Source organism: Nocardia abscessus NBRC 100374, from assembly GCF_000308455.1.
GTDB classification, from domain to species: Bacteria; Actinomycetota; Actinomycetes; order Mycobacteriales; family Mycobacteriaceae; genus Nocardia; species Nocardia abscessus.
Window position 1 is genome coordinate 26,336 of the sequence record NZ_BAFP01000040.1, and the last position, 22,406, is coordinate 48,741.

Genomic DNA, 22,406 nt, shown 5'->3' on the forward strand with positions numbered 1-22,406 from the left:
ACAGCGAGGTGCGGGGATGACCGCGTCGGTCGAGTCGGTGGAGATCGCGCAGGTGGCCGCGCGGGCCGCGGACGAGAAGCTGGCATCCGACGTGGTGGTGCTCGACGTGTCCGAGCAGCTGGTGATCACCGACTGCTTCGTGATCGCGTCCGCGCCCAACGAACGTCAGGTCAACGCCATCGTCGACAACGTCGAGGAGAAGCTGCGCGCGGCCGGGCACAAGCCGGTCCGGCGCGAGGGCACCCGCGAAGGCCGCTGGGCGCTGCTGGACTACGTCGACGTGGTCGTGCACATCCAGCACAACGACGAGCGCAATTTCTATGCGCTGGAACGGTTGTGGAAGGACTGCCCCGTCGTGCCGGTCGCAGGCATCACCGGGGCCGCGCCACAGACGCGCGCCGCGGCGACGGAGGACGAGGCGCGATCGTGAGCAGACACGCCGGCGTGCGCACCCTGATCCTGTTGCGCCACGGGCAAACCGAATGGAACGCCACCGACCGCATGCAAGGCCAGATCGACACCGATCTCACCGAACTCGGTCGCAGGCAGGCCAAAGAGGCCGCGCGCGAGCTGGTTTCGCGCAACGCCATCGCCATCCACTCCTCGGACCTGCGCCGGGCCTTCGACACCGCGACGGCTCTGGCCGAGCACACCGGGCTCACCGTCGTTCCCGACGTCAGGTTGCGGGAGACCAACCTCGGCGACTGGGAGGGCCTGACCCACCTGGAGGTCGACGCCGACTACCCGGGCGCGCGCATGGCGTGGCGGCTGGACGCGAAGTACACCCCGCCCAATGGCGAGAGCAAGCTCGAGGTCGGCGCGCGGTCGCTGCCGGTGGTGCAGGAGTTGCTGGTCGGGCGGCAGGACTGGCCCGGCCGGACTATCATCCTGGTGGCGCACGGCGGGCTGATCGCCGCCCTCACGGCCGCGCTGCTCGACCTGCCGCCGCAGAACTGGCCCATCCTCGGAGGACTGGCCAACACCAGCTGGGTGCAGCTCAGCAGTCACGGTCCGAGCATCGAACAGCCCGGCTGGCGTCTGGATGTGTGGAACGCGTTGGCGAAGGTAGCACCGGATGTCCTCTGACGAGCCGATCAGATCGGTCCCGGACGAACTGTTCCGTAAGGTGTCGGCGAAAGCCGAGCGGCAGTTGCCGGACGCGTTGTTCGGCGGCCCGTCGCCGGCGGCCCGCGAACCCGAGGGTACGCCCGACGCGTCCCCGCGCGCGGTCGCGGAGTCCGGCGGGTCGTCCGACCCGGCCGAGGAATCCGACGCGGAGGACGACGGATCCGCCGAGGTCGCCGCGGACATCGCCACCGAGGCGGAGCCGCAGGTCCACGTCGGCGGCGCCACATCGCCGGTCGACACTGACACCCCGGGACCGATCGCCGAGTCGGCGGAAGCGTTCGATGCATCGATTGCGGCGGCGGGCGAATCCGCGGTAGCTGAATCGGTTGCTACGGCAGAGGAGTTCGCCGCAGCGCTCGACGAATCGGTTGCCTCGGCGGCGGACGGGTCCGCAGTAGTGCTCGATGAATCGGCTGTGGTGGCGGGCGGGTCCGCGGTAGCTGAATCGGTCGCTACGGCGGAGGAGTTCGCCGCAGCGCTCGACGAATCCGTTGCCTCGGCGGCGGACGGGTCTTCAGCAGACGCGATCGCCGCATCGCCCGTACCGACCGTCGCGGCAGTAGAGCCCGCCACAGTGGCGACCGGACCTGTCGAGTCCGGAGAAGCCGAACTCGCTCGAACCGAGTCGGCCGCTGCCGCTGCGGAATCCGCGGCAGGTGACGACCCTGCCGGAGCGGAGGAGGCCGCGCGCCCGGTGCTGCTGGTGATCGCAGACTCCCTCTCCTATTTCGGGCCCAAGGGCGGACTGCCCGCGGACGATCCGCGAATCTGGCCGAATCTGGTGGCCGCCGAACTGGATTGGGACGTCGAGCTGGTCGCGCGGATCGGCTGGACCTGCCGCGACGCCTACTGGGCGCTGATCGGCGATCCCCGGGTGTGGGCGGCGGTGCCGCGCGCGGGTGCGGTGGTCTTCGCCGTCGGCGGCATGGACACGCTGCCCTCGCCGCTGCCGACCGCGCTGCGCGAACTGATCCGCTATGTGCGCCCGCCCGCCCTGCGCCGAGTTGTCCGCGCCACCTACAACTGGTTGCAGCCGAAGCTGTCGAAACTCGGTAGGCCCGTGGCGCTTCCGCCCAAGGTGAGCGTCGACTACCTGGAACAGTCCCGCACCGCGCTGGCGCAGTTGCGCCCCGACCTGCCCGTTGTCGCGGTGTTGCCGTCGGTGCACGACTGCGCGGCCTACGGTCGGGTGCACTCCGGGCGCCCGCGGGCGGTCGAGGCAATGCGCGCCTGGTCGGGGCGGACCTCGGTGCCGCTGGTCGACCTGGGTGAAGCGGTGCGCGACAACATCTTCTCCGGTGCGGCGAATCCGGACGGTATCCACTGGGGCTGGGACGGCCACACGGCGGTGGCCAACGCGATGGTCAAGACCCTGCAGGAGGTTCGGTAGTCCGTGGCAGTCGTGGTCGTCACCGATTCGTCCGCCGGTCTCCCTACCGAACACCTCGACGAACTGGATATCGCCGTCGTCCCGCTGCACGTCCTGGTCGGCGACCGAGCGATGCGGGAAGGCGTGGACCCCGTCGACATCGACTATGCCTCCGACACCGTGACTACCTCCGCCCCCTCGCCCGGCGAGTTGCGCGAGGTCTACGAGCAGGCATGGGAACGCAGCGGCGGCGACGGCGTGGTCGCGGTGCATCTTTCCCGCCGGCTGTCCGGGACGTGGGAGGCCGGTCGCCAAGCCGTGCGGGACATGGACGCCGCCGACCGGGTCCGGCTGGTCGACTCGCTGGGGGCCGGGCTGGCCACCGGGCTGCCCGCGCTGGCGGCCGCGAGGCGGGCCAGGACCGGGGCGCCGCTGGAGGTCGTCTACGACGCGGCGGTCGCCGCCGCGGCGCGCGCCCGCACGTTCATCCTGGTCAATCGCACCGAGCAGTTGCGCCGCGGTGGCAGGCTGTCGTCGGCGGCGACGTTCTTCGGCAGCGAGCTGGTCACCAAGCCGCTGCTGCACCTTGTCGAAGGGCGGCTGGAACTGCGCGAGAAGGTCCGCACGCGGTCCAAGGCGTACGCGAAACTCGTTGCCGCGGCGGTCGACGCGGCCGGCGAGGACGGCGCCGCGGTGGCCGTGCAACACCTCGGCGCAGAGGACGCCGCCCATTCCATCGCGGATCAGCTGCGTGAACTCGTTCCCGGCATCAGAGAACTCATCGTCGCCGAATTCGGGCCTGCGCTCGCGGTGCACCTCGGATTGGGAGCGCTCGGCGTGCTCGTCGTCCCGGGCGGCTGCCACTGAGCGCTGCCGAACCGGCGCTGGGAGAACAATCTTGGTGATTCGAATGCGAGCGTGCCGCCGGACGCGCGGTTAGCGTCGGGGCATGAGTGTGTCGGGGCCGCCGGTTCGTCCGCCGCTGACCGTGACCTCGGTCGACTGGGAACATCCGGACGCGGTGACGTTGCGCGCGGAGATGGCTGCCGAGGTCGGTCCGCGCTACGCCGACCTGGCGCGGCAGCTGCCCACCAACCCGAACGCCGTCGATCCGCCCACCGTGCACAGCACCTTCGTGGCGTACTCGGACGGGCCGGTGGGCCACGCCGCGATGCGGTGGAACGCGGCGGACCTCGAAGTGAAACGAATGTTCGTCCGCCCCGCGCACCGCGGCTCGGCCGCGGCGGCGTCGCTGCTCGCCGCCGCCGAGGATGCCGCCCGCGCGGCCGGACGCCCTCGGTTGATCCTGCAAACCGGGCACCTGCAACCGGAAGCCGTACGGTTCTACGAACGCAGCGGCTACCAGCGGATCCCGATCTTCTCGCCGTATGAGGTTCTGCCGCTGTCGAACTGCTTCGCGAAAGATCTGGGCTGAGCCGATCTCCTGATCGTCCGAGTCGCCGACCGGTCGAGTAGGAGTTGTGCACAGCGCCGCGGTTATCAACAGGTTCGTCGAATCGGCTGGTCGGTCCGGATTCTTCACCGTGCGGCGGCACTACCGTCGCCGCCATGTCAGGACAGGACGAACGCGAGCGGGTACGACGGCGATTGGGTGAGCTGACCGCCCGGGTCGGCGCGAGCAGGACGGCCGGTGTGGGCACCGGGGCGGCCGAGCCGGGGGCGGCCGAGCGCGGACCGTCCGAGTGGGAGGCGGCGCGATCTCCGAGGGGCCAGCTCGGGCGCCGGACCGGGCAACCGGATAGGACGCGGCTCGGGGATCCCGGCCGAGCCGCCATGTCACGTACGGGCCAGCCGGCCCTGGTCGCACCACCGTCGGTACCCGACGAAAGTCCGTCGCGGTCGGCGGAATCCGGATCGAAGACGAGCAGCACGCCGCGTGTCCTTCGACGCGCTACCGGGACCGGAGAAGCATGGCCCGCATCCCGGAACGCCGAGACGGGGGTGGACATTCGTGCACCCGGATCCGAGGACGAAGATGGCCGCCGATCGGCACGCGAAAGCGGCTTCGCCGATGGCGCTGCGCAGGTGGGTGAACCACAGCCCGAGGACAGTTCGGGCGAAGCGGGAAAGTGGGAGCTCTCGCGGCTGCCCGGCGCCCCGGCTCCGGGCCGGGAGGACGACGACGATGTCGGTCGTGTGCGGTCTCCCGGCTGGCTGGAGGAGCCGGGGCGGCGGCAACGCCTTGTGCCCGAACGGTTCCGGGGCATGCGGATCGATCCGGGCCGTCGCGGGGTGCGCACGCTGGCGTTCGTCGGGTTCGCCGCGATGGTGATCGCCGGGGTGATCGTGTTCCGCGAGCGCCCGATCGCCCACTCGGTGCCGCCGTTGCCGGTCCGGCAAACCGTCGCGCTGGAAACCTCCGGTGCGGCTGTGTCGGCGAGCGCGGTCGGTGGTCCTGCAACTCCGCAGGAGCGTGTGGCCCCCGGCCCGCCGGTGACCGAACTGGTCGTCAGCGTGGTCGGCCTGGTCCAGCGCACCGGTCTGGTCCGGCTTCCGGATGGCTCGCGTGTCGCCGACGCCCTCGCCGCGGCGGGCGGCCCGAGCGAAGGCGCCGACACCAGTGGCCTGAATCTGGCCCAGCGATTGGCCGACGGCGACCAGGTGCTGGTCGGTCCGGCCGTGCCGAGCGCCGGTGCGCCGCAGCAGGGCAGCAGCACGATCGGTGCGGGCGGGCGTCCACCGTCCGGGTCCGCTGCCACAACGGGTCGTCCGTCGGTCCCAGCGGGCCGGGTCGACCTCAATACGGCCTCCGAGGCCGAACTCGATGCCCTTCCCGGTGTCGGGCCGGTCACCGCCCGCGCCATCATCAGCTGGCGAACGAGCAATGGGCGTTTCACCTCCGTCGAGCAACTCGGCGAGGTCGACGGCATCGGCCCGGCCCGCCTGGCCCGGTTGCGTGATCTGGTGCGGGTATGACCGCGGGCGGCTCGGGCGATTCGGTTCGCCGGGCGCTGGGATCGCGTGCGGGATCCTCGGTGGGCGGCGGCGGGGCTGTTCGAGCTGCGGAGGCGGGCGGTGCCGAGCCTCTCCGGAGTTCGACGGAGGGCGTTGCGGCGGCGGAACCCGGCATCGCACAGGTGCTGGACGCTCGCCTGCTACCCGCCGCGTTGTGCTGCTGGGGCGCGACCATTCTGGCGCTGACGGCGGGGTGGCGGGCCGGGGTGCTGGTGGCCGCCATGGCGACGATCGCGGCTATCGGGTTGTGGGTCCTGCTGTTGTGCGCAATCGCGCACCGTCGAGAACGCAGGCGAGCGGTAGCGGTGGTGGCGCTCGCGGCCGTGGTGCTCGGTGCGGGGTTCGCGGCCGCGGCGGCATGGCGGGAACATCGAGTGGCGACGCATCCGCTCCGCGCGGTGACGGGGCAGTCACTCCGGGTGGTCGTCACCCCCTCGGACGATCCGAAGCCGGTGCGCGCCAAGGTTTCCGGGGCCGAGCGGCTATGGGTGGTCCGGGCGGATCTGCGGGAGTACCGGCGCGGCGGCGTGACGGTACGAGCCGGTGGAGCGGTAGTCGTCCTGGCCACCGGGCCGGAGTGGGCCGACCTCTCACCGGGCAGGCCGGTCGAGTTCCGGGCCCGGGTGGATCAGCCGCGCCGACCCGATCTCACCGTCGTGACGCTCCATGCGCAGGGAGCGCCCGGCGTCGCCGGGCCGCTGCCCTGGTGGCAGCGCGTCGCGAATTCGGTACGCGCCGATTTCGCGGCGGCGGCCGCGCGGGCACTTCCGCCAGGCTCCGCAGGTCTGTTGCCCGCGCTCGTCGTCGGCGACACCTCCGCGCTGTCCGACGAAGTGCGCGCCGACTTCGAGGTCGCCGGGCTGCAACACCTGACCGTGGTGAGCGGGGCGAATTTCACCATCCTGCTGTCCGTCGTGCTGTTTCTCGTGCGGCTGCTGACGCTCGGTCCGCGCGCCGCCGCGGCCGTCGCCGCCGCGGCGCTGCTCATGTTCGTCGTCCTCGCGCGGCCGGACCCGAGTGTGCTGCGCGCCGCTGCGATGGGCGCGATCACCCTGCTGGCCGTGCTCACCGGTCGGCGGAAACAGGCGCTACCCGCGCTGTGCGCGGCGATCATCGCGCTGCTGGCCCTGTGGCCCGGACTCGCCGTCGACGCGGGATTCGCGCTGTCGGTCGTCGCGACGGGCGGCCTGATCCTGCTGGCGCCGAGCTGGGCCGATTGGTTGCGCGCTAAAGGATGGTGGCGCATGCCCGCGGAGATAGTCGCGGTGTCCGCGGGGGCGTTCGTGGTCACCACCCCGATCATGATCGCGCTCACCGGGCGGCTCAGTCTGGTCGCGGTGCTCGCGAATGTGCTCGTAGCCCCGGTCATCGCCCCGATCACCGTCATCGGAGCGGGCGGTGCGGTGCTGGCGTGTCTGTGGTCACCGCTGGCCGACTTGGTTCTGCGCTGCGCGGCTCCACCACTGTGGTGGTTGCTCTGGGTGGCCGAATACGCGGCCGCGGTGCCCGGCGCGGCCGTCGCGGTCCCGGGTGGTCTCGCCGGCGGGCTGGGCGCGAGCGTACTGGTAGTGGTCGCGATCGCGGCGTTGCGTGTACGAGCCGTGCGACGCATCGCCGCGGCGGTGGCGCTCGGTATCGCGGCGGTACTGGTCCCGGTGCGGCTCTGGCACCCGGGCTGGCCGCCGGACGGCTGGGTCCTCGCCGCGTGCGACGTGGGCCAAGGCGACGGCCTCGCCTTGGCGGTGGGCCCCGGCGCCGCCGTCGTCATCGACGTAGGACCCGACCCGCGCCCGATGCGCACCTGTTTGGACCGGCTGCGTATCTCACGCGTCCCGCTGCTGATCCTCACCCATCCGCACGCCGACCACATCGGGGGACTCACCGGTGCACTGCACGGCCGTGCGGTCGACGCGATAGCCGTCGGCATCCACGAACTCGACGGGCTTGCGGGGCCTGTCCGGCCCGAACACACGCAGCCGTCTCCCGCGGCGGACGGCGGCTGCGGTTCCGTGCCGGCCGCGGATGCCAACGGGCACGCCGAAGTCGGGAAGGGGCACGCGCTGATCACCCGCGCCGATCCTCTGATCGGTTCGGCGGGATTACCGGGGGTGTCGGCAGACAGCCGTATTCGCCTTGTTCGCCCACCCGGCCGGGTTCGGACAAGCTGCGGCGCAGCCGAACCGGAGAGCGGACAGGCCGCAGGGTCGTTCGACGACGCGCGCGTCCCAGTCTCTGGGCCGGCTCAGATCGTGGCCGTCGCCAAGAGGGCGCAAGTGCCGCTGCTGGAATTGTCGGCCGGACACGTCCTGAGTTTCGGTTCGGTCGAACTCGAGGTGCTCGCGCCGTCCAGGAACGGGCCGCGGCCGGTCCGGGGCGCCGAAACCGAAGACGCCAACGACCGCTCGATCGTCGTCACCGCCCGCACGCCCGCAGGCCGAATTCTGCTCACCGGTGACATCGAGGCCGACGGCCAGCGAGCGCTCATGCGCGCCGGAATTCCCATCCAGGCCGACGTCCTCAAACTGCCGCACCACGGATCACGCACCACCACAAGGGAATTCCTCGAGGCGGTGCGCCCTCGCCTGGTGCTGGTCAGTGTGGGCGTCGGCAATACATTCGGACACCCACACCCTGCCGTTCTCGCAGACCTGTCCGCTCTCGGCGCGACGGTGGCCCGGACGGATCGGCGAGGCGATATCGCGGTCATCGGTGGCGGGCCACACCTGCGCGTGACGAGTGCACGGTGACCGCGCGGGTCGGGACTGCTCCGCGGATCCGGTCGCCGTGCCGATCATTTCGCTCGCCGCACCCGGATCTTCGCCAGAGCAGCCGGCATGTGCTCGCGTTCGGCCGGTCTCATTGATCGATCCGCGCGTGCTCGGTGGTCGCGGTAGGTGTCGGTCCGTGACCGTAGGATCGGCCTGTGGACGAGCGCGACGAGTGGAGCAATGCGGCAGAGCCTTCGGGCGCGACGCCCTCCGGCATCGAGGAGACGCTGTCGTGAGCGAGCGTCCCGCGCCGGTGCACTTGGTACTGGGGGAAGAAGAACTGCTGATCGAGCGGGCGCTGGCGGCGCTGACCGCGCAGGTGCGGGCGTTGGCGCCGGATCCGGACGCGGTGCCGGTCGATCGCTTGCGCGCGGGTGACGCGAGTACCGCCGAGCTGGCGGAGTTGCTGAGCCCGTCGCTGTTCGCCGAGGACCGGGTGATCATCCTCGACTCTGCGGCCGAGGCGGGCAAAGACGCGGTCGCGGTGATCACCGAGGCGGCGCAGAGCCCGCCCGAAGGTGTGGTGCTGGTCGTTCTGCACTCCGGCGGCGGACGAGCCAAAGCGCTGGCACCGGCCTTGCAGAAAGCCGGGGCGGTCACGCACGAGTGCGCCAAACTGACCAAGGCCGCCGAGCGCGTCGAGTTCGTGCGCGGTGAGTTCCGCACCGCCGGAGTGCGGGTGACCGGCGAGGTCGTCCAGGTGGTGCTGGAGACGGTGGGCTCGGACCTGCGTGAGCTGGCCGCGGCGTGTGGGCAGCTGGCCGCCGACACCGGCGGCAAGATCGACGTGGCGGCCGTGCGCCGGTACTACTCGGGCAAGGCCGAGGTCTCCGGGTTCGACGTGGCCGAACTCGCGGTGGCGGGGGATCGCCCCGGGGCGATGGAGGCGCTGCGCTGGGCGAACGACCGCGGCGTTCCGCACGTCTTGCTCGCCGACGCGCTCGCCGACTCGGTGCACACCATCGCGCGCGTCGGCTCGGCCGGGCGCGGCGACCCGTTCAAGCTGGCCCAGCAACTCGGCATGCCGCCGTGGAAGGTGAAGAAGGCGCAGGCACAGGCCCGCGGCTGGACCCCGGCGACCATCGGCTCCGCCCTCCAGGTGGTCGCGACCCTCAACGCCGACGTGAAGGGCGGCGCCGCCGACGCCGGTTACGCGCTGGAACACGCCCTCACCCAGATCCTGGACCTGCACGGCGCGGGCTGAGCACCGATCTCGTCGGTCCGCGCCGACCTGCCCGCCTCGTCGAACGGTTCATCGAGCCAGCGGGCACCCACGTGCGAAGGGTTTTGCTCATTGGGTGACCGCGGGGTCAGTCCAGGCAGAACTCATTGCCCTCAGGGTCGGTCATCACGATATGGCCGGCGTCCAGAGGGGGCGAGGGCTCATGGCGGCGTACCCGTGTCGCTCCCAGCCCGACGAGCCGATCGCACTCGGCCTCCAGGGCCGCCATCCGTTCTTCTCCCTGTAGTCCGGGAGCCGCCCTGACGTCGAGGTGGACGCGATTCTTGGCGACTTTGTCCTCCGGCACCTGCTGGAAGAACAGTCGCGGGCCGTGCCCGTCCGGGTCCTCGATGGCCGATCTGGTATTGCGCTGCTCGGGCGGTACACCGACACGGGCGAGGAACTCCTCCCATGCGGCCAGAGGGTCGGCGTCGGCGGGCAGGTCGACGCCGGGTGGGCCTGGATGGACGTAGCCCAGTGCGTCGCGCCAGAAGGTCGACAGTGCTCGCGGGTCGTGGGCGTCGAAGGTGATCTGGATGTGACGGCTCATCGGGTTGCTCTTCCGTTCGTGGCGAGTCGGGTGTGCAGGTAGAGGTCGCGCAGCAGACAGACCTCGGACAGGTGGTGGATCAGTTCGCGGTGAATGTGTAGCACCAGGTCGGCCATGGGCAATTCGGGAAAGGGTTCCTGCGCGCCGATCGGCGCCCGCAGCCCGGCGTCGCCGAGGCCGCGCACGCCGGCCAGCCAGATGTCGAGCTGGTTTTCGAGCTGGTCGAGTGCGGTGGCCGCGCTGCCGGCGTATTCCCAGGTCTCGTACGACGCGGCGGGCGCCCCGAAGTGCGCGGCGTTGCGCGCGGCGAGCACGCCGACGATGACGTGACCGAGTCGCCAGGCGATCGTGGTGAACGCCGCGGGGACCGGCTGCGGGAAGACGTAGTCGATCGTGAAGTCTCCGGCGCCGATCGGCACCGGTGTGGTGGAGTCACCGCGCGGCCGGACGCTCCAGGCGTCCGGTACCGGTGACCAGAAGTACTCGTCGTCGGTGAGACCGTCCAGCCGCGAGCGGAGCTGATGGTTCCAGTGGTGCTCCCACTGCTCGCGCAGTGTCCGGTTCCAGTCGAGTTCGTCTGTGCCCATGGCGCTAGCCTGGCACCCCTAGCGGACAGAATCGGTCCGCTATTTCCGGCACGCTGGGCGAGGTGAATATGGCAGGCGGCGACGAACGGGGTACGACCGAGCGGGTGCTCACTCTGCTCGGGCTGTTACAGCAGCGCCAGGTCTGGACCGGCCCCGAACTCGCCGACCGGCTCGGGGTCACGCCGCGCACGATACGGCGCGATGTCGAGCGGCTACGCACGCTCGGCTATCCCGTGCAGGCCAGCAACGGTGTCGGCGGTGGCTACCAGCTCGGGCCGGGACAAGACCTGCCACCGCTGCTGCTCGACGACGAGGAAGCGATCGCCACCGCGGTCGCACTGCTCGTCGGCGCGGGTGGCGCGATCACCGGTGCCGGCGACGCCGCGCTGCGGGCGCTGACCAAACTCGACCGGGTGCTGCCCACTCGTCTGCGGCACGAGGTGCGCGCGCTGGCCGGCTCGGTGGAGTCTTTCGGCACCGGCCACGCGCCGGTCGACGCGGAGGCGCTCATGATGCTGGCCAGAGCTTGTCGCGACGAGGTCGAGGCCGGCTTCGACTATCCGTCCGGGAGCCGGACACGACGGCGGCGGGTCGAGCCGTATCGCCTGGTCGCCTCCGACCGGCGCTGGTACCTGCTCGCCTACGACCTCGATCGTGGCGACTGGCGCACCTTCCGTGTCGACCGAATGACCGATGTGGCCGCTCGGACCTGGCATTTCCGCCCGCGTGCCGCGCCCGACGCGGCGACGTACGTACAAGAGGGTGTGGCCTGCCGGGTCTATCCACACCACGCACGCTTTCTCGTGCACGCGTCGGCCGACACCGTGCGCAGGCAGATTCCGGCGTCTGCTGCCGTCGTACGGTCGCGAGACAACGAGCACTGCGAGGTGCTCAGCGGCGCCGACCACAGCCTCGACGTCGTGCTCATGCACGTGCTGCTGCTCGGGCACAACTTCGAGGTACTCGACCCTCCGGAGCTTGCGGCGCGCTGTCACACCTTGGCGGAGAAACTGCGGACGGCCGGTGCGACGCTTTCACCGATGCCGCAGGCGGAGGAATCCTGAGCTCCGGGCATTGCCGGAACTTCCTGGACAGACCCTCAGCGGATGGTGGATCCGAAATGGGCAGAGCGTGCCCCTAGGGAAGATGCCGCTCGGGCGGAGCCGAAAAGATGCTGTGACAACATCGCGTGCGGCCACGGCTCGGTGCGAGCGCTGGACTACAGCGCCTCCGCGAGTCGTTGGACGCCTGTCCCGGTCACCCCCGCGAGCCCGGCCGCCCGACCGGTCGCCAGGAGCAACAGATCGCTCAGGGGTCCGTGGATCTCCTCCGTCCCGGTTCCGGCCGACCACTCCGCGTCGGTGGCCACCACACGCACGCCGCGCAGACGCTTCTTGCTGCCGTAGAACGGGCTCCGCAGCACATGCTCCAGCGCGACGACGGCCTGTTCGGCGGGCATATCGCGCCGCCGCCCGAGCGGACGGGCGATATCCTGCCCGTGGATCATGGTGTCCACCAGGGGATCCAGCGGCCCGGCGCCTGGTGCTCGCCGAGTCCATCCGGCGCCTTCGCGCAGCTGCGCGATCAACTCTGCGGGTGTGTAGCGGCTCGCGCGATCGCGTGCCATCCGCTCGGTCATCCGGTTCCAGTCGCCTCGTGCCCGGACGACTCCGACGATGGTCGCCCCGAGAGTGACCCGATTGGACAGGGTGAGGTGGGCCGAGACGTCGTGCACGGTCCAGCCGGGACACAGTGAGTCGGCCGCCCATTCGTGGTCGTCCAGCTCGTCGAGGAAATCGGCGACCCCGAGACGTTCGGCGCGCGTCCACATCATGATCTTGTCCAGGTCCATCGTCACCCTCCGCGGTCGGTGCAGTCACCGATACGGACGATGTGACGAGCCGGAATTCATCGGACCGTGGTTCTCGTCACGACGTTCGAACCGGGGGGCTACTCGGCACCAACGGCGCACACCTCGGGCAGCGCCGTGCGGCGATACGAGATCGACTCGCACCGCCGCACGGAGCCGACGATCAGACGCGCCCTTCGATCTTCAGGTCACCGAAGGTGACGCTCTGGGTCATCGGTCGGGTCAGGAACTCGTGCGGGAAGCCGAGATCCACGGCGCTGGCCTGCTCGAGCCGGGCGAGCTGGTCCGCGTCGAACTCCACGTCCAGTGCGCCGAGGTTGTCCTCCAGCTGTGCCGCGGTGCGCGCGCCGATGATCGGCGAGGTGACCGCGGGGTCACGCAGCGTCCAGGCCAGCGCGACTTGCGATGGGGTCCGGCCGATTTCGGTGGCGACCTGCTTGACCACCTCGGCGATGGCGAGACCGCGTTCGGTGAGCGAGCCGTTCGCGGCGGCTACGTTCTTGCGGCTGCCCTCCGGCGAGCCTTCCGCCTCGTGGGCGAGATCGGCGGGGCCGTACTTGCCGGTGAGCACACCGCTGGCCAGCGGAGACCACGGGATCACGCCGAGACCCAGTTCGCGCGCCATCGGAATGAGATCGCGTTCGACGGTCCGCTCGATCAGGCTGTACTCGATCTGCAGCGCGATCAGCGGTGACCAGCCGCGCAGGTCGGCGATGGTCTGCATGCGGGCGACCTGCCAGGCCGGGGCGTCGGAGATGCCGAGGTAGAGCACCTTGCCCGAGCGCACCAAATCGTCCATTCCGCGCAGGATTTCCTCGACGGGGGTCAGGAAATCCCAGGCGTGCAGGTAGAGCAGGTCGATGTAGTCGGTGTTCAGCCTGCGCAAGCTGGCCTCGACCGAGCCGATCATGCTCTTGCGGTGGTTGCCACCGGAATTCGGGTCGCCGGGGCGGCGCAGCATGGTGTATTTGGTGGCCAGCACCAGGCTTTCACGGGTGTCCGCAGTGAATTCGCCGAGCATTTGCTCGGACGTGCCGTTGGTGTACTGATTGGCCGTATCGATGAAGTTGCCACCCCGCTCGACGTAGGTGTCGAAGATCTTGCGGGCTTCGTCCCGGTCCGCGCCCCAGCCCCAATCGGCGCCGAAGGTCATGGTTCCCAAAGACAGTGGAGAAACCCGAAGGCCCGAGCGGCCGAGCAGCCGATAGGTGTCGAGGGTGCGGGCTCCGGACATGTCCAGCTCCTTGTGTTTCGCGATGCCGTGTTGTCGATACACAGTCTTCAGCGGCGCACGAGCCCCAGTAAGGGAAGCTTCTTCCTGGGAAAGCCAGTCCTAGGCAGCCGTAGGATCGACGGTGATGACTGGCACGGTGAATTCGACCCAGCGCCGCGAGCTCAGGCCCGGCGGCGGCCCGCGTGACCACGCAGGGCCCGGGAGCGGCGCGGATCGAGTGCAGGAGATGGGCGCGTTCCTGAGGGCCCGCCGGGAGCGGCTGACGCCGGAGGATCTCGGATTGCCGCAACGCAGGCAGACGCGCCGGACACCGGGGCTGCGGCGGGAAGAGGTCGCCGAGCTGGCGGGCGTGAGCACCGATTACATCGTGCGGCTGGAGCAGGGCCGGGGGCTGCGGCCCTCGGTGGAGGTGTTGCACGCGCTGTCGCGGGCGTTGCGCCTGAACGACGACGAGCGCGCCTATCTGTTCGATCTGGCGCGTCAGCGGCAGCCGGACAACGGCAAGCCGAGCACGGTGCCCGCGGCCGCGCTGGCGATGCTGGTGTGCGATCTGTCGCCGCTACCGGCGATGCTGGTGAATCACCGCTACGACATCCTGGCCTGGAATCGGGAGATGGCGGCGTTGATCACCGACTTCGGCGCCCTGCCGGAGCGGCAGCGCAACTCCATGTGGTTGTGCCTGCTGGACCCGGGCATGCGGGATTTCTACGTCGAGCGTGAGCGCATCATCCGGGAGGGCATCGCGGATCTGCGCGCAGCGTGGGCCGCGCACCCGGACGACCGGGCGCTGGCCGACCTGATCGCCGAGTTCACCGCGTACAGCGCCGAGTTCCAGCAGGCCTGGGCCCGCCACGACGTGCGAGTACAGGGGCGGGGGAACAAACCGTTGCGGCACCCGGTGGTGGGTCCGCTGGTCGTCAGCTACGAGGTGCTGATGCCCGTGCAGGACCCCGACCAGCGGATCATCATCTATCGCGCCGCGGACGCGGATTCCCAGGCGGCGCTCGACCGGCTCGTCGCCGGTCTGGATGCGCCGTGACCTGGGCTATTCCGCGGAACTCAGCACCAGTTCCCCGTCGTCGTCGGCGTCCTCGTAGCGGCCTTCCCACTCCTCGTAGGGGGGCACGTCCTCGTCCCGCGTGACGATCCACTCCAACGAGTAACCGCCGTCGTCGTCGGGAACCAGCACATTCTCGATCTTCAGTCCGAATCCGAGCACCTCGGCCGCGCGGATCACATCCGGCAGATCCTCGGCGCGAACGACCGTCTGATTGGCATACACGGTTACCATGCGCCGAATGGTAGCTGGAACCTCTGACACGGCGCGGGTCGAATCCCGAATCCCCGTGGGGAAGGCGCGCCGGGCACGACAAAAACCGCCGTGGTCATCGAGGCCACGGCGGTTGCGTCACAGCGGGGCGGTACCGACGTGCGGTACCGGGTGGATCAGAGCTTGTTGAAGGCCAGCGACAGAGCCGACTTCTTGTTGGCGGCCTGGTTGGCGTGGATGACGCCCTTCGAGGCGGCCTTGTCCAGCTTGCGGCTGGCGAACTGCAGGCGCTCGGCGGCGGCGTCCTTGTCGCCGGTGGCCGCGGCCTCGCGGAAGCTGCGGATCGCGGTGCGCAGAGCGGACTTGACCGACTGGTTGCGCTTGCGCGCTTCCTCGTTGGTGCGGATCCGCTTGAGCTGGGACTTGATGTTGGCCACGCCGGTTCCTCGTGTTCCTGTCTGGTTGGTCTGCCCTGGGAAAAGTTTGTCGAGCGCGCGACACACCCGGAGTGAACGGGTAACGCAGCGCCGAAGATCGAGGGTACCAGCCACGGTCCGGCGCACGAAATCGACACCCGACCGGCGGCGGCGCGACCCACCTCGAAGTCGTTGTAGCGAGCACCCGACTCGCGTAGCGTCCTGTCCAGCAACCGTTGCTGTCGAGCGGCTCTGTTGTCGAAGCGGTACCACGACTCGTCCGAGCACATGTCTGGAACGCGGAAGGTGGACAGATGTCTCCTACGGCCCAGGAAGTTGTCGAAGAGGCTGTCGAGAACAAACCGATTCCCGAGAGCAAGAAATGGGGCGCCGAGGCGCTCGGGACCTTCGTCCTGGTGATCGGTGGCGTCGGCACCGCGGTGCTGGCGGGGGAGAAGGTCGGTCCGCTGGGCGTCGCGCTCGGCTTCGGTCTGTCGCTGTTGTTCCTCGTCTACTCGATCGGCCCGATCTCGGGCTGCCACGTCAACCCGGCGGTGACCGTCGGGCATCTGCTCCTCGGCCGACTCAGTGCCGTGTCCGCGGCGGGCTACGTGATCGCGCAATTGATCGGCGGGCTGCTGGCTGGTCTGGTCCTGTTCGCGCTGGCCAAGAACTTGCCGTCGTACGACCGGTCGGTCGACGGGCTCGGCGCGAACGGGTGGGGCAAGCACAGCCCGGCGGCGATCCGGGGGCCGCTCGGCGAGGTGGTCGTGCAGAACGGGTTCGGGATGGCCGCGATGATCATCGTCGAGGTGATGCTGACCGCGCTGCTGGTCTTCGTGGTGCTGTCCTCGACCGACCAGATCTCCGACGTGCCGCTGGCCGGTCTGTCCATCGGCGTGACGCTGGCGGTGATCCACCTGGTGTCGATTCCGGTGGACAACACCTCGGTCAACCCCGCCCGCAGTCTCGCCGTGGCGCCCTACCAGGACGGGGCGATGGGGCAGGTCTGGGCGTTCATTGTGTTCCCGCTGATCGGCGGCGCGCTCGGCGCGTTGCTGTACGGCCTGCTGTACGGCCGTTCCCGGGAAATGATCTCCTGACGCGCAGTGCGTCGTTCCGGCCCGGTCGTATGGCCGGGGCGGAACGCTGTGCCCGGTCAGCTCGCCGTACGCTCCTGCGGCCCGGTGCATACCAGGGTCACCAGCGCCGGGATGGGGAACAGCAGCAGAAATAGGTTGGGCACCCACCACAGCAGGCTGAAATCGCCGCGCAGCGTCCAGAACGCGATGGCCTGCAATCCGGCCACGCTGGTCAGCGTCAGCGAGACCGTCATCAGCGTGCGCCAGCCGGGTGTGCGGCACAGGCTGGCCAATCCCGTGACGCTCGCGGCCAGGTCCAACACCACGAACGAGTAGTTCCAGTCGCTGAGGATCGGATCGGTGTAGTCCTTGTACGCCCACTCGGGCGGGATCACCTGGGCGAACGCGATCGTCCAATAGAGCAGGAAGCCGATGTCGGTGATCAGCATGGCGATCTTGGTCGGTCCGAGTACGCGTGCCATGGCGGACGTCAGTGCCAGGAGTATTCGGCGCAGAGCCGGTGGGCGACCAGGTCGAACGTCTTGCGGGCCAAGATCGCGCCCTCCCGGCGGATCCCCGCTTCCGGCACGTCGAGCACCCGGTCCAGCCGCACCCAGCTCGGGCGGCCGTCGTGATCCCACGCGCCACTGCCGATGCCGATCCAATTGCGGTCGTAAGCGCGTTCCGGATTCGACGACAGCATCAGGCCCAGCAGCGTGCGGCGGTCGCGCCCGACCACCAGCACGGGGCGGTCCTTGCCGTTGCCCGGGTCCTCTTCGAACGGCACCCAGGTCCAGACGATCTCACCGGGGTCGGCGCGGCCGTCCAGTTGCGGCGAGTAGACGATCTGCCGCGCCCGCTCGGCGGTGGGGACCGGAATCGACGCGGCGGGCCGCACCGAGACCGCGCCGGGCGCGCGCCGCTGAGCCAGCGACCCCACCAGCCGGTCGACCAGCCTCGGGCCCTGCTGCTTGACGATCTTGGGACCCTGCTGCTTGGCGATGAGACCGATCTGCTTGCCGAGGGAGTTCCAACTTCGGGCCATCCCTGGAGAATAACGGCGCTCCCGCCGCTTCTCACCTGCCCGTGATCCCTTGTGTCGCCGGGCGCATTCACGATCCGAGCAGGCCGTGAGGTCGGACGCACGCGCCCATCCTGTACCCACCCAGACAAATCCCATCTGGAAGATGAACAGTGCGTTGATGCCGAGGCGAAGATAGCCGCAGAGAACAACTCGGTGCGCCCGGCAGGGGCGGTGGCGTCTTCGACGGTGTTGCCCGCGGCGAGTGCCTCGTCGTGAGCATGCCGGAGTGCCGTTCGCTGTCGGTCCCCTCTTCGAGTCGGCAGTAAGCACGCGGACGTCGATCGCCCGCCATGTGTCAGGCGTTGCGCAACGACTATCGCGGCCCACCTCTGCGGTCGTGCCTGGACGTCGTCTCCCGCCCGACTCGCGCCACGCCGGCCGGTAAACGACAAGCCCGCCGCCCGACCACCCTCTCGGCCCGCCGGATGCGAGTCTTACGAGCACCGTTCGCGACTTCTCGGGGCCGCGAACACGCAGCGCCGCAGGCGCTGCAAAAACCAACACAGCATCATGGGACGATGGAGGGCAGTTTGCCGATACCCATGAGGAGTGGAGTGCCCGCCAGCTTCGCCGACACCACGTTCACCGATCCCGCCCGGATCCGGAACTTCTGCATCATCGCGCACATCGACCACGGCAAGTCGACGCTGGCCGACCGGATGCTGCAACTGACCGGTGTGGTCGAGGAGCGGCAGATGCGTGCGCAGTATCTGGACCGGATGGATATCGAGCGCGAACGCGGCATCACCATCAAGGCCCAGAACGTGCGGCTGCCCTGGAAGCCGCGAACGGGGGAGCACGAGGGCACCGATTTCGTACTGCACCTCATCGATACGCCCGGCCACGTGGACTTCACCTACGAGGTGTCCCGCGCGCTGGAGGCGTGTGAGGGCGCGATCCTCCTGGTCGACGCCGCGCAGGGCATCGAGGCGCAGACGCTGGCCAACCTGTACCTGGCGCTGGACAAGGATCTGACGGTCATCCCGGTGCTGAACAAGATCGACCTGCCCGCCGCGGACCCGGAGCGCTACGCCGCCGAACTGGCGCACATCGTCGGCTGCGAGCCGTCGGACGTGCTGCGCGTCTCCGGCAAGACCGGCGAGGGCGTGACCGAGCTGCTCGACCAGGTGATCGCCCAGGTGCCGCCGCCGGTCGGGGACGCCGACGCGCCCGCCCGCGCGATGATCTTCGACTCGGTCTACGACACCTACCGCGGCGTGGTCACCTACGTCCGCGTGGTGGACGGCAAGCTGACCCCGCGCGAGAAGATCAAGATGATGTCCACCGGCGCGACCCACGAGCTGCTGGAGATCGGCATCGTCTCGCCGGAGCCCAAGCCGACCCAGGGTCTCGGCGTCGGCGAGGTCGGCTATCTGATCACCGGCGTGAAGGACGTGCGCCAGTCCAAGGTCGGCGACACCGTGACCAGTGCTCGCGGCGGCGCGTCCGAACCGCTCACCGGATATCGCGAGCCCCGTCCGATGGTGTACTCCGGCCTGTACCCGGTGGACGGCTCCGACTACCCGGACCTGCGCGACGCGCTGGAGAAATTGCAACTCAACGACGCCGCCCTGACCTACACGCCGGAGACCTCGGTGGCGCTCGGGTTCGGCTTCCGCTGCGGCTTCCTGGGCCTGCTGCACATGGAGATCACGCGCGAGCGCCTGCAGCGCGAGTTCGACCTCGACCTGATCTCGACCGCGCCGAACGTGGTGTACCGGGTGGAGATGGAGGACGGCGCCGAGCACGTGGTCACCAACCCCTCGTACTGGCCGGAAGGCAAGGTGCGCAACGTCTACGAGCCGGTGGTGAAGTGCACCATCATCTCGCCGAGCGAGTTCATCGGCTCGATCATGGAGCTGTGCCAGTCCCGCCGCGGCGAGCTCGGCGGCATGGACTACCTGTCCGAGACCCGCGTCGAGCTGCGGTACACGATGCCGATGGCGGAGATCATCTTCGACTTCTTCGACTCGCTGAAGTCGCGCACCCGCGGCTACGCGAGCCTGGACTACGAGGAGTCGGGCGAGCAGGAGTCGCAGCTGGTGAAGGTGGACATCCTGTTGCAGGGTGAGGCGGTGGACGCGTTCAGCGCGATCGTGCACCGCGACGCCGCGCAGGCCTACGGCCACAAGATGACCACCAAGCTGCGCGAGCTGATCCCGCGCCAGCAGTTCGAGGTGCCGATCCAGGCGGCGATCGGCTCGAAGATCATCGCGCGCGAGAACATCCGCGCCATCCGCAAGGACGTGCTGGCCAAGTGCTACGGCGGTGACATCAGCCGCAAGCGCAAGCTGCTGGAGAAGCAGAAGGAAGGCAAGAAGCGGATGAAGACGATCGGCCGCGTCGACGTCCCGCAGGAAGCCTTCGTCGCGGCGCTGTCCTCCGACGCCGCTTCGGACAAGCCGAAGGAAAAGAAGTAGGCGGCTAGCCCGTCGCGCGCAGTCGCACGCGCAGGCGGGCGCCCCCGAGCGGGCTTTCGTCGAGTTCGGCCGTGCCGGAATGCAATTCGGCCTGCTGGCGGACCAAGGCCAGGCCGAGACCGGAACCGGGGGAGCCGGGCCCTTTCACGAAGCGGTCGAAGGCGTCCCCGCGCAGCGCCTCGGGGATGCCGCGGCCGTCGTCGTCGATGACGATTTCCACGCAGTCCTGCGGGCCGGATCGGGCGCTGACGACCACGGTTTCGGCATGACCGTGCTGCACGGCGTTGGCGACGGCATTCGTGACGATGAGCATCACGCCGCCGGGCAGACCGGTCACGGTGACGGGGGCGCATTCGGCGAGTTCCACCCGGACCCCAGGGTGCCTGCGGCGCGCGTCGTGCACCGCCCGGTCCAGGGTGTCGCAGAGATCGAACGGCTCAAAGACGTCCGGACCGGTGAGTTCGCCGACCGCCAGGCGTTCCAGATCGGTGAGCGTGTTCTCGATCTGCTGCTCGGCGAAGAGCACCTCGGCCAGGATCGCGCCGCGCTGCTGCGCCGGAATCTCCTTGGTGGCCAGCACCTGTAGATCGGTGCGCAGGGCGGTCAGCGGCGTGCGCAGCTCGTGCGCGCAGACAGCGGCGAAGTCGCGAGCGCCGGTCAGCGCGCGGTTGGTGGCGCGGTGGGCGGCCTCCAGCCGGGCCAGCATGCGGGTGATCGCGTCGGAGAGTTCCTCGGCTTCCCGCGCGCCGCGGCCGGACAGCGGCGGCAATTGCTCCAACGTGTCGATGCTGTGCGTGGCGTTGGCCAGCCTGCGCAGCGGGCGTGCGGCGAACCCGGCCAGGTACCAGCCGAGCAGCGCGGCCAGCAGCGCGCCCGCGACGCCGATGCCGAGGCCGATGCGCTGGCTGCGATGGATGGCCGCCGCCACGACGTCGCGGTCGGGATCGAGCGCGACCAGCACGCCGGGCAGCCCGTCGACCGGGGCGATCGCCGCGTCGCCCGGTACACCGGGAAGCCGCGCGTCCGCCGCGTCCGCGGGGGCCTGCTCGGGGGACAAGGTGGCTGCGGACGGTGGAACCGGTTGCCCGGGAACGGCTTTCAGGGGCGGTGCGACGCGCACCGCCATCGAGGAGACGGTCTCGTCCAACTGGCGTTCGCCGGTGGCCCCGAGCAGGGCCGCGAAGGTGACCGTCAGGGTGAGCGCGACGAGCGCCGCGACCACCCCCGACACCACTGCCACCCGGGTACGCAACGACGGTGACCCGCTCATGGTTCCTCCCGGAGTACGAAGCCGACGCCGCGCACGGTGTGGATCACCCGGGGCGCGCCGTCCGCCTCCAGCTTGCGCCGCAGATAGGAGACGAACACGTCGACGACATTGGTGTCGGTGGGGAAGTCGTATCCCCAGACGGCGGACAGGATCTGCTCGCGGCCGAGCACGATCCCGGTGTGCTCGGCGAGCAGGGCGAGCACCTCGAATTCGCGCTTCGTCAGCTCCACCGGTTTGCCCGCGGCCAGCACCCGGTGCCCGGCCGGGTCGATGCGCACCTGCCCGACCGTGCGCGCCCCCTCCGGCCGCCGCACCGGCTTCTGGCTGCGCCGCAGCAGCGCGTTCAGCCGCGCGACCAGTTCGCCGAGATCGAACGGCTTGGTCAGGTAGTCGTCGGCGCCGCGCTCCAGGCAGGCGATCCGGTCGCTGACCGCGGTGCGCGCGCTGAGCACGCAGATCGGGATGTCGTTGCCCATCGCGCGCAGCGCGGTGACCACGCCGACGCCGTCGAGTTCGGGCAGGTTGACGTCGAGCACCATCGCGTCGGGCGTGGCGGCGCGGACCATGCTCAGCGCCGCCGCGCCGTCGGCCGCGGTGACGACCTCGAAATCGGAGAGCTCCAGTCCGCGCCGCAGCGACGTGAGGAGGCGAACCTCGTCGTCCACGACCAGGATTCGTTGTCCGGCCATGGTGTCAATCTAATCCCACAGTCTGGGACGGAAGGCGTGCGGTGGACTCGGGCAGGGCCGGTGCGTCCTGCGCCGACATTCCTGGCGGTTGATGCGCCCACGGTGGTCTCCTGCGCGTCGATGCTGCCGAACGGGTGGTTCGCCGAATTCGACAGTAGGGCGCGGATCTTCAGCACTCCTCTGGCAACTCTTAGAGTTTTATTAGTTTTCTCCGGCGCGTTCGCCGCCGCCCGTCGTCGCGGTCACGACGTTTTCGATCCGGCCTGGTAGTGGCGCGTATTCCAGACGGCGCGCGTTCGGGAAGGCCACCGGAAATAGGGCTTCCGATCCGGTAATTCGGATGGCAGGGTTGTGTTGCTCACCACAGTCGTATTCTCTACAGTCCTGGAGAATGTGACAGGCGAGTATTCCCGAAATACTGTTGGGTGATCTTCACTTGGTCGGACCGGCGTGGTGAGGATGCTGGAGAAC

22 protein-coding genes are annotated in these 22,406 nt (G+C 69.7%); 12 read left to right on the forward strand and 10 right to left on the reverse strand.

All coding sequences use genetic code 11. From position 1 onward, the window contains the following. Positions 1–16: 16 nt before the first annotated feature. From rsfS to holA, 8 genes are all read left to right on the forward strand, one after another. Entirely contained in the window at positions 17–430 is a 414-nt protein-coding gene (gene rsfS / locus ON19_RS08250) for a ribosome silencing factor (RefSeq protein ID WP_043688699.1), read from the forward strand. Continuing rightward, positions 424–1,086: a histidine phosphatase family protein gene (locus ON19_RS08255; RefSeq protein WP_043688837.1), complete on the forward strand. Its 663-nt coding sequence runs from the start codon at positions 424–426 to the stop codon at positions 1,084–1,086. The genes rsfS and ON19_RS08255 overlap by 7 nt, the downstream gene beginning before the upstream one ends. Positions 1,087–1,822: 736 nt before the next feature. After that, complete coding sequence (octT, locus tag ON19_RS44490; RefSeq protein ID WP_043688838.1) at positions 1,823–2,518, forward strand: diglucosylglycerate octanoyltransferase; 696 nt, start codon at positions 1,823–1,825, stop codon at positions 2,516–2,518. A 3-nt stretch (positions 2,519–2,521) separates the two neighbouring features. Further along, positions 2,522–3,364: a DegV family protein gene (locus ON19_RS08265; RefSeq protein WP_043688700.1), complete on the forward strand. Its 843-nt coding sequence runs from the start codon at positions 2,522–2,524 to the stop codon at positions 3,362–3,364. 82 nt (positions 3,365–3,446) lie between these two features. Next, the gene (locus ON19_RS08270) at positions 3,447–3,932 is read left to right on the forward strand and encodes a GNAT family N-acetyltransferase (RefSeq protein ID WP_043688701.1); all 486 of its coding nucleotides are present in this window, start codon (positions 3,447–3,449) and stop codon (positions 3,930–3,932) included. A 611-nt stretch (positions 3,933–4,543) separates the two neighbouring features. Beyond that, positions 4,544–5,434 carry a ComEA family DNA-binding protein gene (locus ON19_RS40005; protein WP_227954419.1) on the forward strand — a complete coding sequence of 297 codons (891 nt, stop codon included), beginning with the start codon at positions 4,544–4,546 and terminating at the stop codon, positions 5,432–5,434. Positions 5,435–5,595: 161 nt separating this feature from the next. After that, complete coding sequence (locus ON19_RS38775) at positions 5,596–8,220, forward strand: ComEC/Rec2 family competence protein (protein WP_227954418.1); 2,625 nt, start codon at positions 5,596–5,598, stop codon at positions 8,218–8,220. Positions 8,221–8,473: 253 nt separating this feature from the next. Next, positions 8,474–9,445, forward strand: coding sequence for a DNA polymerase III subunit delta (gene holA, locus ON19_RS08285; protein ID WP_043688702.1), 972 nt, complete (start codon positions 8,474–8,476; stop codon positions 9,443–9,445). 106 nt (positions 9,446–9,551) lie between these two features. Here holA and ON19_RS08290 read toward each other — a convergent pair whose 3' ends face one another. Beyond that, positions 9,552–10,013: a VOC family protein gene (locus tag ON19_RS08290; protein WP_043688703.1), complete on the reverse strand. Its 462-nt coding sequence runs from the start codon at positions 10,011–10,013 to the stop codon at positions 9,552–9,554. After that, positions 10,010–10,600 (reverse strand): DinB family protein, encoded by a 591-nt coding sequence (locus ON19_RS08295; RefSeq protein WP_043688704.1) that lies wholly within the window; start codon positions 10,598–10,600, stop codon positions 10,010–10,012. Before ON19_RS08295 ends, ON19_RS08290 begins: the two co-directional genes overlap by 4 nt. Before the next feature lie 68 nt (positions 10,601–10,668). On the opposite strand from ON19_RS08295, the gene ON19_RS08300 reads away from it, so the two are divergent. Further along, positions 10,669–11,664, forward strand: coding sequence for a helix-turn-helix transcriptional regulator (locus ON19_RS08300; RefSeq protein ID WP_218006386.1), 996 nt, complete (start codon positions 10,669–10,671; stop codon positions 11,662–11,664). A gap of 155 nt (positions 11,665–11,819) precedes the next feature. Here the strand turns inward: ON19_RS08300 and ON19_RS08305 are convergent, their stop codons facing one another. Both ON19_RS08305 and ON19_RS08310 read right to left on the reverse strand, forming a co-directional pair. After that, positions 11,820–12,452, reverse strand: a complete 633-nt coding sequence (locus ON19_RS08305) for a maleylpyruvate isomerase family mycothiol-dependent enzyme (RefSeq protein WP_043688706.1) — start codon at positions 12,450–12,452, stop codon at positions 11,820–11,822. 181 nt (positions 12,453–12,633) lie between these two features. Then, positions 12,634–13,704, reverse strand: coding sequence for an aldo/keto reductase (locus ON19_RS08310; protein ID WP_043688842.1), 1,071 nt, complete (start codon positions 13,702–13,704; stop codon positions 12,634–12,636). Between the two features lie 124 nt (positions 13,705–13,828). Between ON19_RS08310 and ON19_RS08315 the strand changes: the two genes are divergently transcribed. Next, positions 13,829–14,743, forward strand: a complete 915-nt coding sequence (locus ON19_RS08315; RefSeq protein WP_306307036.1) for a helix-turn-helix transcriptional regulator — start codon at positions 13,829–13,831, stop codon at positions 14,741–14,743. Between the two features lie 6 nt (positions 14,744–14,749). On the opposite strand, the gene ON19_RS08320 is transcribed toward ON19_RS08315, so the two are convergent. Continuing rightward, on the reverse strand, positions 14,750–14,995 hold the full coding sequence (locus tag ON19_RS08320; RefSeq protein ID WP_043688708.1) for a hypothetical protein: 246 nt from the start codon (positions 14,993–14,995) through the stop codon (positions 14,750–14,752). A gap of 155 nt (positions 14,996–15,150) precedes the next feature. Then, on the reverse strand, positions 15,151–15,411 hold the full coding sequence (gene rpsT / locus ON19_RS08325; RefSeq protein WP_043688709.1) for a 30S ribosomal protein S20: 261 nt from the start codon (positions 15,409–15,411) through the stop codon (positions 15,151–15,153). A gap of 293 nt (positions 15,412–15,704) precedes the next feature. On the opposite strand from rpsT, the gene ON19_RS08330 reads away from it, so the two are divergent. Then, positions 15,705–16,493 carry an aquaporin gene (locus ON19_RS08330; RefSeq protein WP_043688710.1) on the forward strand — a complete coding sequence of 263 codons (789 nt, stop codon included), beginning with the start codon at positions 15,705–15,707 and terminating at the stop codon, positions 16,491–16,493. A 56-nt stretch (positions 16,494–16,549) separates the two neighbouring features. Here the strand turns inward: ON19_RS08330 and ON19_RS08335 are convergent, their stop codons facing one another. Further along, the gene (locus tag ON19_RS08335) at positions 16,550–16,954 is read right to left on the reverse strand and encodes a DUF5360 family protein (RefSeq protein ID WP_043688711.1); all 405 of its coding nucleotides are present in this window, start codon (positions 16,952–16,954) and stop codon (positions 16,550–16,552) included. Positions 16,955–16,962: 8 nt separating this feature from the next. Further along, positions 16,963–17,517 (reverse strand): type II toxin-antitoxin system PemK/MazF family toxin, encoded by a 555-nt coding sequence (locus ON19_RS08340; RefSeq protein WP_043688712.1) that lies wholly within the window; start codon positions 17,515–17,517, stop codon positions 16,963–16,965. A 557-nt stretch (positions 17,518–18,074) separates the two neighbouring features. On the opposite strand from ON19_RS08340, the gene lepA reads away from it, so the two are divergent. After that, on the forward strand, positions 18,075–19,976 hold the full coding sequence (gene lepA / locus ON19_RS08345) for a translation elongation factor 4 (RefSeq protein ID WP_086006610.1): 1,902 nt from the start codon (positions 18,075–18,077) through the stop codon (positions 19,974–19,976). A gap of 4 nt (positions 19,977–19,980) precedes the next feature. Here lepA and ON19_RS08350 read toward each other — a convergent pair whose 3' ends face one another. Both ON19_RS08350 and ON19_RS08355 read right to left on the reverse strand, forming a co-directional pair. Continuing rightward, on the reverse strand, positions 19,981–21,246 hold the full coding sequence (locus ON19_RS08350; protein ID WP_043688714.1) for a sensor histidine kinase: 1,266 nt from the start codon (positions 21,244–21,246) through the stop codon (positions 19,981–19,983). Continuing rightward, positions 21,243–21,935: a response regulator transcription factor gene (locus ON19_RS08355; RefSeq protein WP_043688715.1), complete on the reverse strand. Its 693-nt coding sequence runs from the start codon at positions 21,933–21,935 to the stop codon at positions 21,243–21,245. The genes ON19_RS08350 and ON19_RS08355 overlap by 4 nt, the downstream gene beginning before the upstream one ends. Positions 21,936–22,406 lie beyond the last annotated feature (471 nt).

Excerpts from the sequence above, each read along its gene's own strand:
- rsfS (WP_043688699.1), top strand. The coding sequence starts at position 17 with ATGACCGCGTCGGTCGAGTCGGTGGAGATCGCGCAGGTGGCCGCGCGG.
- ON19_RS08270 (WP_043688701.1), top strand. The coding sequence starts at position 3,447 with ATGAGTGTGTCGGGGCCGCCGGTTCGTCCGCCGCTGACCGTGACCTCG.
- ON19_RS08290 (WP_043688703.1), bottom strand. The coding sequence starts at position 10,013 with ATGAGCCGTCACATCCAGATCACCTTCGACGCCCACGACCCGCGAGCA.
- ON19_RS08335 (WP_043688711.1), bottom strand. The coding sequence starts at position 16,954 with ATGGCACGCGTACTCGGACCGACCAAGATCGCCATGCTGATCACCGAC.
- ON19_RS08350 (WP_043688714.1), bottom strand. The coding sequence starts at position 21,246 with ATGAGCGGGTCACCGTCGTTGCGTACCCGGGTGGCAGTGGTGTCGGGG.
- ON19_RS08300 (WP_218006386.1), top strand. The coding sequence starts at position 10,669 with ATGGCAGGCGGCGACGAACGGGGTACGACCGAGCGGGTGCTCACTCTG.
- ON19_RS08355 (WP_043688715.1), bottom strand. The coding sequence starts at position 21,935 with ATGGCCGGACAACGAATCCTGGTCGTGGACGACGAGGTTCGCCTCCTC.
- lepA (WP_086006610.1), top strand. The coding sequence starts at position 18,075 with ATGGAGGGCAGTTTGCCGATACCCATGAGGAGTGGAGTGCCCGCCAGC.
- ON19_RS08305 (WP_043688706.1), bottom strand. The coding sequence starts at position 12,452 with ATGGACCTGGACAAGATCATGATGTGGACGCGCGCCGAACGTCTCGGG.
- ON19_RS08340 (WP_043688712.1), bottom strand. The coding sequence starts at position 17,517 with ATGGCCCGAAGTTGGAACTCCCTCGGCAAGCAGATCGGTCTCATCGCC.
- ON19_RS08295 (WP_043688704.1), bottom strand. The coding sequence starts at position 10,600 with ATGGGCACAGACGAACTCGACTGGAACCGGACACTGCGCGAGCAGTGG.
- ON19_RS08310 (WP_043688842.1), bottom strand. The coding sequence starts at position 13,704 with ATGTCCGGAGCCCGCACCCTCGACACCTATCGGCTGCTCGGCCGCTCG.
- ON19_RS08320 (WP_043688708.1), bottom strand. The coding sequence starts at position 14,995 with ATGGTAACCGTGTATGCCAATCAGACGGTCGTTCGCGCCGAGGATCTG.
- ON19_RS08315 (WP_306307036.1), top strand. The coding sequence starts at position 13,829 with ATGACTGGCACGGTGAATTCGACCCAGCGCCGCGAGCTCAGGCCCGGC.
- ON19_RS08330 (WP_043688710.1), top strand. The coding sequence starts at position 15,705 with ATGTCTCCTACGGCCCAGGAAGTTGTCGAAGAGGCTGTCGAGAACAAA.